The organism is Rhodococcus (subgen. Prescottella) equi, from assembly GCF_003013675.1.
GTDB classification, from domain to species: domain Bacteria; phylum Actinomycetota; class Actinomycetes; order Mycobacteriales; family Mycobacteriaceae; genus Prescottella; species Prescottella equi.
Genome location: NZ_CP027793.1, coordinates 4,566,512 through 4,582,945 on the forward strand (window position 1 = coordinate 4,566,512; position 16,434 = coordinate 4,582,945).

The 16,434-nt window shown below is 69.5% G+C and carries 15 protein-coding genes; 7 read left to right on the forward strand and 8 right to left on the reverse strand.

Annotated elements, in window-relative coordinates; all coding sequences use genetic code 11:
* Positions 1-92: 92 nt before the first annotated feature.
* The 5 genes from C7H75_RS21235 (at position 93) to C7H75_RS21255 (ending at position 6,537) form a co-directional block, all read left to right on the forward strand.
* Positions 93-848, forward strand: coding sequence for a class I SAM-dependent methyltransferase (locus C7H75_RS21235; protein WP_037085975.1), 756 nt, complete (start codon positions 93-95; stop codon positions 846-848).
* 148 nt (positions 849-996) lie between these two features.
* Positions 997-1,884 (forward strand): ROK family protein, encoded by an 888-nt coding sequence (locus tag C7H75_RS21240; protein ID WP_081121172.1) that lies wholly within the window; start codon positions 997-999, stop codon positions 1,882-1,884.
* 86 nt (positions 1,885-1,970) lie between these two features.
* The gene (locus C7H75_RS21245; protein ID WP_013417244.1) at positions 1,971-3,419 is read left to right on the forward strand and encodes an aldehyde dehydrogenase; all 1,449 of its coding nucleotides are present in this window, start codon (positions 1,971-1,973) and stop codon (positions 3,417-3,419) included.
* A gap of 102 nt (positions 3,420-3,521) precedes the next feature.
* Entirely contained in the window at positions 3,522-4,475 is a 954-nt protein-coding gene (locus C7H75_RS21250; protein WP_084845898.1) for a cation diffusion facilitator family transporter, read from the forward strand.
* Positions 4,476-4,605: 130 nt separating this feature from the next.
* Positions 4,606-6,537: an APC family permease gene (locus C7H75_RS21255; RefSeq protein WP_317047816.1), complete on the forward strand. Its 1,932-nt coding sequence runs from the start codon at positions 4,606-4,608 to the stop codon at positions 6,535-6,537.
* Between the two features lie 62 nt (positions 6,538-6,599).
* Here the strand turns inward: C7H75_RS21255 and C7H75_RS21260 are convergent, their stop codons facing one another.
* From C7H75_RS21260 to C7H75_RS21295, 8 genes are all read right to left on the reverse strand, one after another.
* Positions 6,600-7,208, reverse strand: coding sequence for a hypothetical protein (locus tag C7H75_RS21260; RefSeq protein WP_233281808.1), 609 nt, complete (start codon positions 7,206-7,208; stop codon positions 6,600-6,602).
* 125 nt (positions 7,209-7,333) lie between these two features.
* Positions 7,334-8,188, reverse strand: a complete 855-nt coding sequence (locus C7H75_RS21265; protein ID WP_106851796.1) for an SDR family oxidoreductase — start codon at positions 8,186-8,188, stop codon at positions 7,334-7,336.
* Positions 8,189-8,344: 156 nt separating this feature from the next.
* Positions 8,345-8,923: a serine O-acetyltransferase EpsC gene (gene epsC / locus C7H75_RS21270; RefSeq protein ID WP_005517529.1), complete on the reverse strand. Its 579-nt coding sequence runs from the start codon at positions 8,921-8,923 to the stop codon at positions 8,345-8,347.
* A gap of 5 nt (positions 8,924-8,928) precedes the next feature.
* Positions 8,929-9,861, reverse strand: a complete 933-nt coding sequence (gene cysK, locus C7H75_RS21275; RefSeq protein ID WP_005517527.1) for a cysteine synthase A — start codon at positions 9,859-9,861, stop codon at positions 8,929-8,931.
* Between the two features lie 237 nt (positions 9,862-10,098).
* Positions 10,099-11,928 (reverse strand): phosphoenolpyruvate carboxykinase (GTP), encoded by a 1,830-nt coding sequence (locus C7H75_RS21280; protein ID WP_013417249.1) that lies wholly within the window; start codon positions 11,926-11,928, stop codon positions 10,099-10,101.
* Positions 11,929-12,216: 288 nt separating this feature from the next.
* Positions 12,217-12,528 carry a DUF6802 family protein gene (locus C7H75_RS21285; RefSeq protein WP_005517523.1) on the reverse strand — a complete coding sequence of 104 codons (312 nt, stop codon included), beginning with the start codon at positions 12,526-12,528 and terminating at the stop codon, positions 12,217-12,219.
* A 33-nt stretch (positions 12,529-12,561) separates the two neighbouring features.
* The gene (locus tag C7H75_RS21290) at positions 12,562-13,995 is read right to left on the reverse strand and encodes an amino acid adenylation domain-containing protein (protein ID WP_106851797.1); all 1,434 of its coding nucleotides are present in this window, start codon (positions 13,993-13,995) and stop codon (positions 12,562-12,564) included.
* On the reverse strand, positions 13,992-14,711 hold the full coding sequence (locus C7H75_RS21295) for a hypothetical protein (RefSeq protein ID WP_084845901.1): 720 nt from the start codon (positions 14,709-14,711) through the stop codon (positions 13,992-13,994). The genes C7H75_RS21290 and C7H75_RS21295 overlap by 4 nt, the downstream gene beginning before the upstream one ends.
* A 295-nt stretch (positions 14,712-15,006) precedes the next feature.
* Between C7H75_RS21295 and trmB the strand changes: the two genes are divergently transcribed.
* Together trmB and C7H75_RS21305 are read left to right on the forward strand one after the other, a co-directional pair.
* Complete coding sequence (trmB, locus tag C7H75_RS21300) at positions 15,007-15,738, forward strand: tRNA (guanosine(46)-N7)-methyltransferase TrmB (RefSeq protein ID WP_394342313.1); 732 nt, start codon at positions 15,007-15,009, stop codon at positions 15,736-15,738.
* Positions 15,735-16,427 carry an NYN domain-containing protein gene (locus C7H75_RS21305; RefSeq protein WP_005517516.1) on the forward strand — a complete coding sequence of 231 codons (693 nt, stop codon included), beginning with the start codon at positions 15,735-15,737 and terminating at the stop codon, positions 16,425-16,427. The genes trmB and C7H75_RS21305 overlap by 4 nt, the downstream gene beginning before the upstream one ends.
* Positions 16,428-16,434 lie beyond the last annotated feature (7 nt).

The window sequence follows — 16,434 nt, forward strand, 5'->3', positions numbered from 1 at the left end:
GCCCTACCGTCAAGTAGCGGAAACCGGCGAACGCGGCGGCGGTATGTCCGATCGTTAAGGTTCGTCCCGTGAACCGTGCCCGATCGCCTCGCGTGACCCGCTACTTCGCCCGCCGCGCCACCCTGAGACGGTCGGTCGGGCTGCTGAGCGATTTCCGGTACGAACAGACCGACCCCGATCTGTTCTACGGCGCGCTCGCGCGTGACTCCGTCGAACTGATCGGCGACCTGCATCGTGGACTCACCGACACCGACCTCACCGGCACCATCGTCCTCGACGTCGGCGGCGGTCCCGGCTACTTCGCGGACGCGTTCTCCCGTGCGGGGGCGCGCTACGTCCCGGTCGAACCGGACCCGTCGGAGATGCACGCGGCCGGGCTGAGCGTCGGCGACTCCATCCGCGGATCCGGCCTGGCGCTGCCGATCCGCTCCGACGCCGTCGACGTGTGCTTCTCGTCGAACGTCGCCGAACACGTCGCGCAACCGTGGGTGATGGCCGAGGAGATGCTGCGGGTGACCAAACCCGGCGGCCTGATGGTGCTGTCGTACACGCTGTGGTGGGGTCCGTTCGGCGGGCACGAGACCGGACCGTGGCACTACCTCGGCGGCGAGTACGCGGCCCGCCGCTACCAGCGCAAACACGGCAAGGAACCGAAGAACCGGTTCGGCGTCTCCCTGTTCGACATCGGCGCGGAGGACGGTCTGCGCTGGGCGAAGGCGCAGACCGGCGGCGACGTCCTCGCCGCGTTCCCCCGCTACCACCCACGCTGGGCGTGGTGGATGGTGAAGATCCCGGTGCTGCGGGAACTGCTGGTCAGCAACCTGGTCCTGGTGATCCGAAAGCGCTGACGCCCTCCCCCCCCCACCCCGCGTTTTGCGCACTTATCGCGCTTTTTCCGGGCCTCCGCGGTGCGACAAGTGCGCAAAACGCGGAAGGCAGCGGGGGCGGGGGTGGTTCCTCGTCTCGAAATCCGTCCTCGGACCCTAGTCTCGGAACATGACCGCACTCGCCCTCGACGTCGGCGGCACCAAGATGGCGGCGGCGCTCGTCGGCGCGGACGGCCGCCCGCTCGATACGCGCACCGTCCCGACGCCCGAGTCCGGCGTGTGGGACGCGTGCGCGGCCCTGCTCCGCAAGGTGGCGGGGGGCACCGAGGTGCGCGGCGTCGGCATCGCGTCGGCCGGCCCCGTCGACCTCGCGTCCGGCACGGTCGCACCGGTCAACATCGGCGAGTGGCGCGACGGCTTCCCGATCGTCGACGCCGTCGGCGCGCTGTTCCCCTCGGCGACCGTGCGCCTCGCGCTGGACGGCGCGGCTGCGGCGCTCGCCGAGCACCTGCGGGGCGCAGGCCGCGGCGTCCCCGACCTGCTCGGTGTCGTGGTGTCGACGGGTGTGGGCGGCGGGCTGATCCGCGGCGGACGAATCGAGAGCGGACGCACCGGCAACGCGGGCCACATCGGGCACATGGTGGTCGCGGGCGGCGAAGAGCTGTGCGGATGTGGCGCCGCGGGATGCCTGGAGACCGTCGCGAGCGGGTCCGCGGCGATGCGGTGGGCGCGCGCCCACGGCTGGACCGGTGCGACAGGGGCCGACCTGGCCGTCGACGCCGAACTGGGCGAACCGACCGCCGCCGCGGCACTCGAGCGGGCCGGCGTCGCGCTGGGGCGGGCGTTCGCCTCGGCGGCCGCACTGCTCGACGTCGACCTCGTCGTGGTGGGCGGCGGCTTCGCACAGTCGGGGCCCGCGCTGTGGCGCCCGATGACGGCGACGGCGGCCGCACACGCGCAGCTGTCGTTCGTGCGCGAACTGCGACTGGTCCCCGCCGAACTCGGCGTTCTGGGCACCCTCACCGGCGCCGGGCTGATCGCGATCGACGCCGTGTGACCGCTCGATCGCACCTCACCTATTCCCACTCGCTGTAACGTGTTCTAGTGTGACCCAGGGCACTCCACAAGAGCGAGGATGAACTGATGACCGACTACGACAAACTCTTCATCGGCGGACGATGGGTCGCGCCGGCCACCGACCAGCGGTTGGAGGTGTTCTCCCCCGCCACCGAGGAGCGCGTCGGCAGTGTTCCCGTCGCCGCACCCGCGGACATCGACGCCGCCGTCGCCGCGGCCCGGGCCGCGTTCGAGTCCGGCGCATGGGCCGAGACCACCCCGGCCCAGCGCGGCGAGATCCTGGCCAAGGCCGCCAAGCTCATCGAGGAGCGCAGCGCCGAACTGATCTCCACCATCTCCGACGAGATGGGCGCGCCGGCGTCCGGCGTCGAGACGATGCAGAAGATCATGTCGCTGGCGACCCTCAACTACTACGCGAACCTGGCGAACGAGTTCGCGTGGGAGGAGACCCGCAACGGCGCGTTCGGGCAGACCAAGGTCTACCGCGAGCCGGTCGGTGTCGTCGGCGCCGTCGTGGCGTGGAACGTTCCCCTGTTCCTCGCCGTGAACAAGCTGGCCCCGGCCCTGCTCGCAGGTTGCACCGTGGTGCTCAAGCCGGCGCCGGAGACCCCGCTCAACGCGAACATGCTCGCCGACATCTTCACCGAGGCCGGTCTGCCCGAGGGCGTCCTGTCGGTGGTTCCGGGCGGCGCCGAGACCGGCGAGTACCTCGTCTCGCACCCGGACATCGACAAGGTCACCTTCACCGGCAGCACCGCCGTGGGCCGCAAGATCGGCGCCATCGCCGCCGAGCAGCTCAAGCGCTGCTCGCTCGAGCTCGGCGGCAAGTCCGCCGCGATCCTGCTCGAGGACATGGACGTTGCCGCGACCATGCCGATGCTGGTGATGTCGGGCCTGATGAACACCGGTCAGGCGTGCGTCGGCCAGACCCGCATCCTCGCGCCGCGTTCGCGCTACGACGAGATCATCGAGGCCATGGTCCAGTTCGCCGGGTTCATGCCCGTCGGCATGCCGGACGATCCGGGCGCCCAGCTCGGCCCGATCATCACCGAGAAGCAACGCGACAAGGTCCTCGGCTACATCGAGAAGGGCAAGGCCGAGGGTGCGCGCGTCGTGCTCGGCGGCGGTGTCCCGGCCGGACTGGAGAAGGGCTGGTTCGTCGAGCCGACCATCTTCGCCGACGTCGACAACTCGATGACGATCGCCCGCGAGGAGATCTTCGGACCCGTGCTGGCGGTGATTCCGTACGACACCGTCGACGAGGCCGTGAAGATCGCGAACGACTCGGACTACGGCCTGGCCGGTTCGGTGTACACCACCGACATCGAGAAGGGTCTCGAGGTCGCCAAGCAGATCCGCACCGGCACGTACGCGATCAACTGGTACGCGTTCGATCCGGGTTCGCCGTTCGGCGGCTACAAGAACTCCGGCATCGGCCGCGAGAGCGGCCCCGAGGGACTCGAGGCGTACTGCGAGCTCAAGTCCGTCCTGATGCCCCCCGGCTACACCGGCTAGAAGGCACCGCTTCCCCGTCGGGCGCGGCTCTCGATCACGTCGAGGGCCGCGCCCGACGCGGTTCACCCGGCCGGGTCGCGTCGCGCCGCATAGCCTGAGGCGATGGCGACGTCCCCAGAGAGGACCGGCGGCGGCGAGAGCACCCTCACCGTCGTCGTGGCGTTCGCGGCCAATGCCCTGATCGCGCTCGCGAAGTCGGTGGCCGCGGTGATCACCGGATCGGCGTCGATGGTCGCGGAGGCCACCCACTCGTGGGCCGACACCGGCAACGAGGTCCTGCTGCTGGTGGCCGACCGCCGCGCCCGCAAGGCGCCCGACCACGCGCATCCCCTGGGATTCGGGCGCGAAGCCTACATCTGGTCGCTGTTCGCGGCGCTCGGGTTGTTCGCCGTCGGCGCCGGAGTGTCCATCACGCACGGCATCCAGGAACTGGCGCACCCGGAGCCGGCGAGCGACTTCGGCGTCGCGTACGCGGTGCTCGGCATCGCGTTCGTCCTCGAGGCGATCTCGTTCCGGCAGGCGTTCAAGCAGTTGCGCGGCGAGGCGCACGACGCGCACCGCGATGTCCTCGAACACGCGCTGCTGACGTCGGATCCGACGGTGCGGGCCGTGTTCGCCGAGGACGCCGCCGCGCTGATCGGCCTGGTGATCGCCTTCGCGGGTGTGCTCGCGCACCAGCTCACCGGCTCGCCGATCCCCGACGCGATCGGTTCCATCGCGGTCGGTGTCCTGCTCGGCGTCATCGCGCTCGTTCTGCTCGACCGCAATCGACGCTTCCTCGTCGGCGAGCCCGGCACCCCGGAACTGCGGACGCAGGCGATCAGGAAACTGCTCACCTACGACGAGGTCGAACGGGTGACCTACCTGCGCATGGAGTTCCTGGGCCCGCACCAGGTGTACCTCGTGGCGAGCGTCGACCTCGTCGGGGACTACGCCGAATCCCGCATCGCACACACCCTGCGGGCGCTCGAGGACCGGATCACCAGCGAGACCTCCGCGGTCCGCCGGGCGGTGCTCACGCTCTCGACAGCGGAGGAACCGGACCTCACCGTCTGATCGTCTGACGAGGCCCGCCGCCGCGAGTAGAACTGGAAGGAGCGTGGCCGAAACGGACGGAGCAGCCGTGGATCCTCCCGACAGTGCGACGTCGCGAGACGCGGAGACGAGCGGCCGCCTCGAACCCGTCCTGCCGGAGCGGCTCGGCTACCGGATCAAGTGCCGGCTCCTCGGCCCGCCGCTGACCAGCGCCCGCCTGCACCAGGAGCGGCTGTCGAAGACCACCGCGCTGGGAGTGCTCTCCCCCGACTGCATCTCGTCGTCGGCATACGGTCCGGAGCAGGTACTCATCGAACTGCTGCCGTTCGCCGCGCTCGCCGCGTTCACGCTGCTGCTGCCGATCACCGGCGTCATCCTCGTCATCCTGCTGCTGCTGACACTGTCGTACCGGCAGGTGGTGATGCTCTACACGCACGCCGGTGGCTCCTATGTGGTGGCGCGGGACAACTTCGGTCCCAGAACCGCGCAGATCGCGGCGGTCGCGCTGCTGATCGACTACGTCGTGACCGTCGCGGTCCAGTCCGCAGCCGGCACCGTCGCGGTCGTGTCCGCGGTCCCGGCACTCGGCCCGTACAGCCTCGAGATCACCATCGGCGCCGTACTGCTGCTCGCGTACGGCAACCTGCGCGGGCTCAAGGAAGCCGGACGCGCCTTCGCCTTCCCGATGTACTTCTTCGCCGCGTCGATCGGGGTGGTGATCGTGGTCGGCGTGATCCAGGCGCTCACCGGCAATCTCGATCGGATCGACCCGACGACGCTCGACGGCACCGTCGACATCGCACACGGCGACGGCCTCGTGATGGGCGCGACGGTGCTGGTGATCCTGCGCGCCTTCGCGAACGGCGGCACATCGCTCACCGGTCTCGAAGCGATCAGCAACGGCGTCAGCGCATTCCAGAAGCCCGAGGGCGTCAACGCGCGTCGGGCGCTGGTGATCATGGCGTCGATCCTCGCGTTCCTGGTCTCCGGGGTGTCACTGCTCGCGTATCTGACGCACGCAACCCCGTACGCGGCCGGCTACCCGTCGGTGATCAGCCAGGAGGCGCGGATCGTCTTCGGCTCGGGCGCACTCGGCAACGTCCTGTTCATCGTGGTGCAGGCCGCGACCGCGCTGATCCTGTTCACCGGCGCCAACACGAGTTTCAACGGTTTCCCGTTCCTCGCCAGTTTCGTCGCCGACGACGCCTTCCTCCCCCGCCAACTCCGCCGACGCGGCCACCGTCTGGTGTTCTCGAACGCCATCATCACACTCACCGCCATCGCGATCGTCCTGCTGATCGCCACCGACGCCAAGGTCAACTCGCTGGTGCCGTTCTACGCCATCGGCGTCTTCACCGGCTTCACGATGGCCGGACTCGGCATGGCTCGGCACTACCAGCGGGAGAAGGGCCGCAACTGGCGGCGCAACATGACGCTCAACCTGGCGGCCGGGATCACGTCGGCGATCGTGGTGGGCATCTTCGCGATCGCGAAGTTCACCGAGGGCGCGTGGGTCGTCGTGATCGTGTTCCCGACCCTCGTGTACGTGCTGATCCGGCTCAACCGCGAATACCGCGAGGAGGCAGCCGAACTGCGAGAACTCGGCGACGCCGAGGCCGACGCGGAGGCCGTCTACTCACACCACATCGTCATCGTGATGGTCGACGCCTTCGACCTCGCGACGATCGAGGCACTGCGCTACGGGCGCAGCCTGCGGCCCAGCGAACTGCGAGCCGTGCACTTCGTCCTCGACGACGCCCACGCCGCGCACCTCAAACGCGAGTGGGAGGCCAGCGATCTCGAAGTGCCGCTCGAACTGATCGAATGCCCCGATCGGCGCCTAGGCCACGCCACGCTCGAGATGATCGCCCGCGCCGGAGCGCCGCGCACCGAGATCAGCATCCTGCTACCGCGCCGCATCTACCGAGCACCGCTGGGCCGGGTCCTGCACGACCGCACGGCCGACCACATCGCCCGGATCGTCAGCGACCTCCCGCACGCCGTGGCGATCATCGTCCCCTACGACACCTCGAGCCGCCGCGGCGTGCTGCGTTCCCCGCCCCCGCCGCCCGCCTCGAGCTGAAGGGTCCGTTCATGCGCTGCGAGCGTACGAACGGACCCTTCAGCTCTCGGGGCCCAGTGCCGCTAGCTGCCCGCACCGCCGCCGACGGACCCGAGCAGCGGGAGCAGGCTCGCGAGGTCGACGCCGGCCTCGAGTGCGGTACTCCCGAAGGTCAGGGCCGGCGACAGGCTGCCGATGCCGTCCGGCACGATCAGCACCTGCATCGACACGCCAACGTTGCTCGGATCCAGCACCGAGTTCCAACCGCCGCAGGTACCCAGGTAGATGTAGACGCCCTCGGCGACCTGGACGGTCTTCGAATTGCTGTTCGGCCCGGGGCTGATCAGGTTGTTGCTCGCCGCCGGACCGAGGTGCAGATTGGGCGACGTCATGATCGAGATCAACTTGCCGTAGTCCTTGGCGTTGAACGCGATGAAGGCGTCGAGGCCCTGCTGTCCGTCGAGCAGCGCCGACGTACACGTGGTTTCGCTGAACGCACCCACGGCCTTCTTCGGGTTGGTGAGCGTCAACTCGACGTTCATACCGTTGAAATCACCCTGCGCGGTCTCCAACGTCGGACCGTCGTACCGGTCGGCCGCGACCGCCGTCCCGGTTCCCGCCGCGAGACCCAGCACCAGCGCGGCCGAAGCCACCACGCCCCCGGCAACCTTCTTCATCCTGCGAACGTTCACGTGTCCCCTCCCATGTCGGATGTGACATTCCGCCGCCGCGGCACAAGTGCGACGATCGGCATCATCCTGACTCGAGAGGCGCTGCGGCGGAGCCGAATCGGGGGCAGTTCCGACTATTCGGCCGTTTACCGGTTGCCGCGGAAGCCGAGGAACTTCCGGACATACGGGACCAGTCGGGTGACCGGCACGGTGCGCGGCCACGCGTCGGGACGGAAGTAGGCGTCCGAACCGCCGTCCACGAAGACGACGCTGCCGCACAGGAAGTTCGCGGCGTCGGACAGCATGAACACCACCCAGTCCGCGAGCTGACCCGCATCGCCGAAGCCGCCGACCGGAACGGGGAAACGCTTGATCATCTTGGCCTCGGCGGGCGTCGCCAACTGCTTCTCGAGCAGCGGCGTCATGATCGCGCCGGGCGCGAGAACGTTGAGCCGGATTCCGGCGCCCGCCCAGTCGCGGGTCACCGCGTTCCGGCGCACCCAACGAGAGACGGCGATCTTCGAGCCGGCGTACATCATCGGCGCCGCACCCTTACCGAACAGTCGCACCGAGCGGGCGGCCTTCGCGACGTCACGGGCCAGCAGGGCCCGGACCGTGCGTCCGGGCACGGCGGGCGTCGTGGTCGTCGAGTTACTGCCGAAGACAACTACTTTGGCTTTGCCCGACGCGGCCAGCGCGGTACGCCATCCGTCGAGCAGTTCGACGACACCCAGGTAGTTCACGGACGCGATCAGCGGCAGCTTCTCGGCACCGGGCAGCGGCCCCACCCCCGCCGCGAGGACCGCGCCGTCGAGTGTGCCGCCTGCCCGCGACAACACGTCGCGGATCGCCTGCCTACGCCCGGCTTCGGTCGACAGGTCCGCGACGACGTCGGCGCCCTGGATGTCGACACCGATGACGGTGTGCCCCGCCGCCGTCAGCTTGTCCACCACCGCCCGTCCCATGCCCGACGCCGAACCGGTGACCGCATAGACGCCCATGTACGCCCTCCCCACACGGCGACGCACGAACACCGAGGACCGTCCTCGGCGGGGCTGCCACCAAGATCGACACGGTACGCCCACACCCGCAAAAGCTGAAGGGTCCGTTCGTGCGCTGTCAGCGCATGAACGGACCCTTCAGCTGGAATCCCGGACTCAGATGTACATCGCCGGATCGATGTACGACGTCGGATCGACCAGCTGCTCGTGCTGCTTGCGCGGCCGCACCGACGCCGGGATACCCGTCGCGATGTGGTCCGACGGCACGTCGCGGGTGACGACGGCGTTGGCGCCGATCGCGCTGTCGTCGCCGATCAGCAGCGGCCCGAGGACCTTGGCGCCCGCGCCGATCGTGACCCGGTTACCGATCGTGGGGTGCCGCTTGGCCTTCGCGAGCGACCGACCGCCGAGCGTGACGCCGTGGTAGATCATGACGTCGTCGCCGATCTCCGTGGTCTCCCCGATCACGACACCCATGCCGTGGTCGATGAAGAACCGCCGCCCGATCGTCGCGCCCGGATGGATCTCGACGCCCGTGAGGAACCGGGTGAACTGGGCCAGCACTCGGGCCGGGCCCCGCAGAGCGGGCTTGGCCCACATGCGGTGCGCCACCCGGTGCGACCAGATGGCGTGCAGTCCCGAGTAGACGACGGCGTTCTCGGCGTTGCTGCGCGCGGCCGGATCCTGGCCTCTTGCTGCCTGGAGATCCTCCCGGATCGTGCGCAGGACACTCACAATTCTCAGCCTCGGATGTGCTCGAAGAGCGGGGTGGAGATGTAGCGCTCACCGAAATCGCACACCACGGCGACGATCAGCTTGCCGGCGTTCTCGGGACGCTTGGCCAGCTCGAGAGCCGCCCACACGATGGCGCCCGACGAGATGCCGCCGAGGATGCCTTCCTGCGTGCCGAGGTCGCGCGCCACGCGGATAGCGTCGTCGAACTCGACGTCGACGATCTCGTCGTAGATCTCGCGGTCGAGGACGTCGGGCACGAAGTTGGCGCCGATGCCCTGGATCTTGTGGGGGCCGGGCTGACCGCCGTTGAGGATCGGCGAGTCGGCCGGCTCGACGCCGACGATCTTGACGTCGGGGTTGTACTTGCGCAGGGTGCGGCCGGCGCCGGTGATGGTGCCGCCGGTGCCGATGCCCGCGACGAAGATGTCGACGTTGCCGTCGGTGTCGGCCCAGATCTCCTCGCCCGTGGTGCGCGCGTGGATCTCGGGGTTGGCGGCGTTCGCGAACTGCCGCGCCAGGACGGCGTTCTCGTTCTGCGCGACGATCTCCTCGGCCTTCGCGACCGCACCGGCCATCCCCTCGGAGCCGGGGGTCAGGACGATCTCGGCGCCGAAGGCGCGCAGCATGACGCGACGTTCGGTGGACATCGTCTCGGGCATCGTCAGGATTACCTTGTAGCCGCGGGCCGCACCGACCATGGCGAGCGCGATACCGGTGTTGCCCGAGGTGCCCTCGACGATCGTGCCGCCCGGCTTCAGTTCACCGGACGCTTCGGCGGCGTCGATGATCGCGACGCCGATGCGGTCCTTGACGCTGTTGGCCGGGTTGTAGAACTCGAGCTTCGTCACGACCTGGGCGTCGAGGCCCTCGGTGAGACGGTTCAGGCGCACCAGCGGGGTGCGTCCGACCAGCTCGGTGACGTTGTTGTAGATCCCCATGCCGGATCCTCCTCGCGGCCACGTCGGCAGCCGGGTCGATGTCTGTTGCTGTCAGGTTGGTTTATTGCACCATCATGCCGTGAACGGAACTCCACCGGGTCCACACAGGTACGAACGTATACGCACGTCGACGATATTCCGTGGGTCCGTCCTTCCACCATCGCCCCCGAAACGACGAATGTCACATCGGTTCAGTCGAACTGAACCGATGTGACATTCGGTCGAAGCAAGAGGCGATCAGCCCAGGCGCTGCTTCAGGGCCTCGAACTCGTCGCGGATACCCGACGGCACCTTCTCGCCGAGGAACTCGAGCCACTCCTCGATGAGCGGGATCTCGGCCTTCCACTCCTCGACGTCCACGGCCAGGGCCTCCTCGACGTCAGCGGCGTCGACGTCCAGGCCGTCCAGCGTGAGGTCGGCAGCCGTCGGCACGAGACCGATCGGGGTGCTGACGGCGTCCGCCTTGTGCTCGATGCGGTCGATGATCCACTTGAGCACGCGGGAGTTCTCACCGAAACCGGGCCACAGGAAGCGGCCGTCCTCGCCGCGGCGGAACCAGTTCACGTAGAAGATCTTGGGGAGCTTCTCCGAGTCGGCGTTCTTGCCGAGGTTGATCCAGTGGTTCAGGTAGTCGCCGGCGTTGTAGCCGAGGAACGGCAGCATCGCCATCGGGTCGCGGCGCACGGCGCCGACCTTGCCCTCGGCGGCAGCGGTCTGCTCGGACGACAGCGTCGCACCGAGGAAGGTGCCGTGCTGCCAGTCGAAGGACTCGCTGACCAGCGGAACCGTCGTCTTACGACGTCCACCGAACAGGATCGCCGAGATCGGCACACCCTGCGGGTCGTCCCACTCGGGGGCCAGGATCGGGCACTGCGACATCGGGGTGCAGTAACGCGAGTTCGGGTGGGCGGCGTTGGTGCCGGACTCGGGGGTCCAGTCGTTGCCCTTCCAGTCGATCAGGTGCGCGGGGGTGTCCTCGAGACCCTCCCACCACACGTCACCGTCGTCGGTCAGGCCGACGTTGGTGTACAGGGTGTTGCCCGCCTCGACCGTCTTCATGGCGTTGGGGTTGGAGCCGTGGTTGGTGCCCGGCGCGACGCCGAAGAAACCGAACTCCGGGTTGACGGCGTACAGGCGGCCGTCCTCACCGAAGCGCATCCACGCGATGTCGTCACCGAGGGTCTCGGCGCGCCAGCCCGGGATGGTCGGCTGGATCATCGCGAGGTTGGTCTTGCCGCACGCCGACGGGAACGCGGCCGCGACGTAGTAGTTCTTGTTCTCCGGCGAGATCAGCTTGAGGATGAGCATGTGCTCGGCCAGCCAGCCCTCGTCGTGGGCCATCGCCGACGCGATGCGCAGCGAGTAGCACTTCTTGCCGAGCAGCGCGTTGCCGCCGTATCCGGAGCCGTAGCTCCAGATCTCACGAGTCTCGGGGAAGTGGGTGATGTACTTGGTGTCGTTGCACGGCCACGGCACATCGGCCTGGCCCTCGGCGAGCGGCGCACCCACGGAGTGCAGGGCCTTGACGAACGGACGGTCCGTGCCCATCTTCTCGAGCGCGGCCTTGCCCATGCGGGTCATGATGCGCATGGAGACGACGACGTACTCGGAGTCGGTGATCTCGACGCCCAGCTTCGGGTCCTCGGCACCGAGGGGGCCCATGCAGAAGGGCACCACGTACATGGTGCGACCACGCATGCTGCCGCGGTACAGATCCGTCATGAGGGTCCGCATCTCGGCCGGGTCCATCCAGTTGTTGGTGGGGCCGGCGTCGATCTGCTTCTCGGAGCAGATGTAGGTGCGGGACTCGACGCGCGCGACGTCGGACGGATCGGAGTTGCCGAGGAACGAGTTCGGCTTCTTCTCCTCGTTGAGACGGGTGAACGTCCCGGCCTCGACGAGCTGATCCGTCAGGCGCTCCCACTCCTCGTCGGAGCCGTCGGCGAAGACGACCCGGTCGGGCTGGGTCAGCTCGGCAACCTCGCGAACCCAAGCGAGCAGCTCGCTGTGCTCTGTGGGGGGCGTGCCGTCAGTTCCGTTCAGACCGGGAATGGTCGCTGAGGTCATCAAACTCTCCTGGGGTGGGGCCGGGAACCGGAGCGACCACATCAGCCCCGCGCATTGCGGGGCTGAGAGGTTGAACCGATTTCCCCCTCTCGGCGGGGTGCAGCCCGCCCACTCCGTCCCGCCCACGTACGTCACCGCGGACAACGAACGAAGGACACGGGTGCCGGGTGTCCTAGCTATAGAGGTTAACGCCGGGCGTCCGTGTTGGGGGAACCGGGTGTCGTCGGTTAGGTCACAGGAACGATTCAGACGGTGCAGCCCGGGCGTACCCGGCCGGAACCTGCGGGTTTACGCCCCGCCGAGGGTGCCCGAATCGGTGCGTTCCCACCGTTCGCGGCCGTCGGCGTCCCGATGGAACTCCCAGGCCGAGAAGTCGCCGTCCCCCTCGACGATCGTCACGTGGTCGGCATCGCCGTCACCGTCCGTGTCGGTTGCGACGACGAGGGCGTCGTCCACCTCGAACGTGCGGGTGTCGAGCACCCCGTCGTCGTCGATGTCGAAGACGGCATCGGTGAGGGGCACGGCCGGCGAGTCGGCGCCGAACGTGTCGGGGTCGATCTCCGGTCCGGGCATTCCCTGCAGGTCCGCTGTGCTGATCACGTTGTCTCCTCCGCAATGGCCGTACAACAGTCGTCACGGCGTTGGACGCGGCACCGGCCCGTTCGGTTCCCTCGTCGTACCGACCGCGACCCGGCCCTCGAGAACGCGGCCTTCGAGTGCCGCGAGCGCCTCCATCAGCACGCCGTGGTCGCGCTCGCACGACGCCAGCCGTCCACTGCGCTGGGCCGCGACCCGTCTGATCTCGGCGTCGACGGCCGCGATCTCGGCGTCGACGGCCGCTGTCGCGGCGCGGCCGTCGGCCAACACCCGCTGCCCCACCGCGGCTTCCGTCTCGAGCAGACGAGCGAGCACCCGCTGTTCGAGCTGTGCACGCAGGCCGGTGGTGGCGTCCGCGGCCCACTGCCGCAGGTGCGCCCGATCGGCGAGGTGCCGGCGGGAGCGGGCGAGCCACCATGCGGCCGCTCCGCCCAGGGTGAGGGTGACGGGGATGGTCGCGATGTCTAGGGCCGGCACCATCGACAGCGGCGCCACCGCCAGCCGGCCGAGTCCCACCCCCGCCGAGGCGCCGACGATCACCATCATCCGGTCCTCCACCCCACGGTGCCGCGGCTCCGGCGCCGACACCGAGACTTCCGAGGGCTCGGGCGGACGGGCCGGCGGATGCGTCAGCCCGGCCCGCACGACGAGATCGTCGAATCGATGCCCCGCGACCGTGTCCACCTCGGCGGTGAGCGCGTCGGCGAGCTGCGCGAAGCGGTCGGGGTACGTCGCCAGCTCGCGGCGGCCGGCCCGGTCGATCTCGGAGCGCACCAGCGTCGACAACTCCCGGATGCGCACGCCCACCGTGTGCACCAGTTCGATCCGCGCACGCTGGACGTCGGAGCGAACCAGCGCCGACAGTTCCGCCCGGTCGCCCCCGCGGTTCGACGTCAGCCGGGTCCGTCGCTGCCTCAGCGGGGCAATGTCGTCGGCGCGGACCGACTCGGCGGTCGTGGTGATCATCCGGCACGTCTCCTCGACGAGGGACAGCGCGGCGCGGCGCCGGTTCCGTTCGACGATCACACCCGGGGGTGCATCGAGCGCGGCCCGCACCGCCCCGTGCAGTTCGGCGCCGTTCAGGATCCGGGCGTCGGCGTACCGCGGCGAGTGTGCCCGCAGCAGCGCCTCGTCACGCTCGCGCAGCGCCCCGGGCGCGTCCGTCGGCGTCGTGAACAGAACGCGCTCGACGTGCGCGCCGACGACGTCGAGCGCGGACAACTCGTCGCGACCGAGCACGGACAGCGCGTCCAGGACGAACACCACCGCCGCCGCATCGCCCGGCCGGTCGGTGACCGGCACGTGCGCGGCCAGACCGTCCCGGACACCGGTCGCGTCGAGGCCCGGCACCGTCGTGACGTGGACCGTCCGGGCGCCGCCCCCGCTCTCCCGCCACCGGTCGATGCCGGCGGGGTTCCAGCGCTCGACGATCCGCTGTGCCTCGGGGGTGAGCCCGGGGACGACGTTCATCGGCGCGTCCCCGCGGCGACGGCCCGACGCGTCCGGGCCCGATGCTGCGCCCGTTCTTCCCGCCGCCGGTCGCCGGCACGGTCGCCGCCGAGCACTGCCGCGGCCTCCGCCGCCGCGAACACCGCCGGATCGGACCGGAGGAAGGCCTCGATCCCGTCACGGGTCGGGCCGTGCACGTCCCGCGCGGCGGCCACGGCGAGGGCGTCGAGCGTCTCCCGGACCCGGCGGGCCCGCACCACCCGGACACAGTCCTCGACGGCCGTCACCAGCGCGCCGGCATCGGCGGATGCGCTCGTCGGGATCACCCGCACGCCGGTCTTCGCGGCGGCCGTGGCGGCTGCGCGCACCGCGTCGTCCCGCGACCCGAGGGCGTCCGCCTTGGCGAGCACGGCGACCGTCGACCCGCGGGGCGCGTTCGTGAGGACCCGCATGTCGGGGGTGCGCAGGGCGCCGGTGAAGACGTGAACCACGACGTCGGGGCCGATGTCCGGGTCGGGCCGCCCCGGCGTGTCCACGGCCGGGGCCTCGGCGACGTTCGTGCACCCGGATCGTTCGAGCAGCGAGACCAGCGTGCTGCGACCGACCCCGGCACGGCCCAGCACCTGGATGCCGATGGGTGAACTCAACTCGTCGAGCACGCGAGTGGGCACGCCCACGACGTCGCCGACCGACCGTGTGAACGCCTCGAACTCGTCCGCCCCGTATCCGTCCCCCACCGCGCATTCCTCCCCTGATGTCCCCCGACCCGGATGCCGATCCGGATCCCGATTGTGGCAGTGCGGCGATTTCGACGGCAAGGGTGCGTGAACTCACGGAATGCGGCCGAGGAGGAGCGACTACCAGCAGGAACGCACTCGCCGGGGGCAGCGCGAGGCAGAAGTCGATCAAAGAGTCCATAGTATCTGCCGACCGAGTCGGCCCGTGATCACGCCGATACGTGACAATGGTCGGGTGAACGACGCCGATCAGGACACTCCCGACACCTCGAACGACGACCTCGAGACCCTCGACATCTCCGCCGCGGACGACGCAGTCGACTCCGACGACTCTGCCGGCGCATCGAAGGGCTCGCGTCTGTACCCGCGGGTGACGAGTTTCCGCTCCCGCCGCGGCTCGCTCACCACCCCGCAGCAGGACGCCTGGGACCGCATGTGGCCGAAGATCGGCCGCGACGTCGGCGACGATCTGATCGACACCACCGCGTGGTTCGAGCGCGACGCGCCGTTGATCGTCGAGATCGGTTCCGGCACCGGCACCGCGACCGCCGCGATGGCGAAGGCCGAGCCGCACGTGAACCTGATCGCGGTCGAGGTCTACCGCCCCGGTCTGGCGCAGCTGTTGCAGCTCGTCGAGCAGAACGAACTCACGAATGTGCGGGTGCTGCGCGGCGACGCCGTCGAGGTGCTCGAGCACATGGTTGCGCCCGAGTCGCTCACGGGTGTGCGCGTGTTCTTCCCGGATCCGTGGCCCAAGGCCCGCCACCACAAGCGACGGCTGCTGCAGGGCCCGACGTTCGCGCTGATCGCGAGCCGGTTGAAGCCGGGCGGAGTGCTGCACGTGGCCACCGATCACGCCGAGTACGCCGAGGCGATCCGGGAAGCTGGCGACGCCGAGCCGCTGCTCACCGAGCTCGACTGGGAGTCGCCGATGACCCACGAGCGTCCGGTGACGAAGTTCGAGGACAAGGCGCACAGGGTCGGAAGCACGATCAACGAACTCATCTGGGGGAAGATCAAGCCATGAGTCTCAGCGAAGGCACATCCGGTACCGATCTGGCACGCGGCTCCGCCGACGGCGGAGGGCGTGACGTCCAGGAGCACAAGCGCGTGCTCCTCGTCTGGGACGCCCCGAACCTCGACATGGGCCTGGGCGCGATCCTGGGCGGACGCCCCACGGCCGCCTACCGCCCCCGGTTCGACGCCCTGGGCCGGTGGCTGCTCTCGCGGACGGCCGAGCTCTCGGCCACCGAGACCGCCACCCTCGAGCCCGAAGCCACCGTCTTCACCAACATCGCCCCAGGTAGCGCGGATGTCGTCCGCCCCTGGGTCGAGGCCTTGCGTAATGTGGGTTTCGCGGTGTTCGCCAAGCCGAAGGTGGAGGAGGACAGCGACGTCGATGCCGACATGCTCCACCACATCGAGCTCCGCCGTGGTGAGGGTCTGGCCGGTGTCATGGTCGCCTCCGCCGACGGTCAGGCGTTCCGTGAGCCGTTGGAGGACATCGCAGCAGCCGGCGTGCCGGTGCAGGTTCTCGGGTTCCGCGAGCACGCCAGCTGGGCGGTCTCGTCCGACATCCTGGACTTCGTCGATCTCGAGGACATCCCCGGCGTCTTCCGTGAGCCGCTCCCACGGGTGAGCCTCGAGTCCCTGCCCGACGAGGGCGCCTGGCTGCAGCCGTTCCGTCCACTGTCTGCCCTGCTCGTCGGGCGCTGAGGAGTCC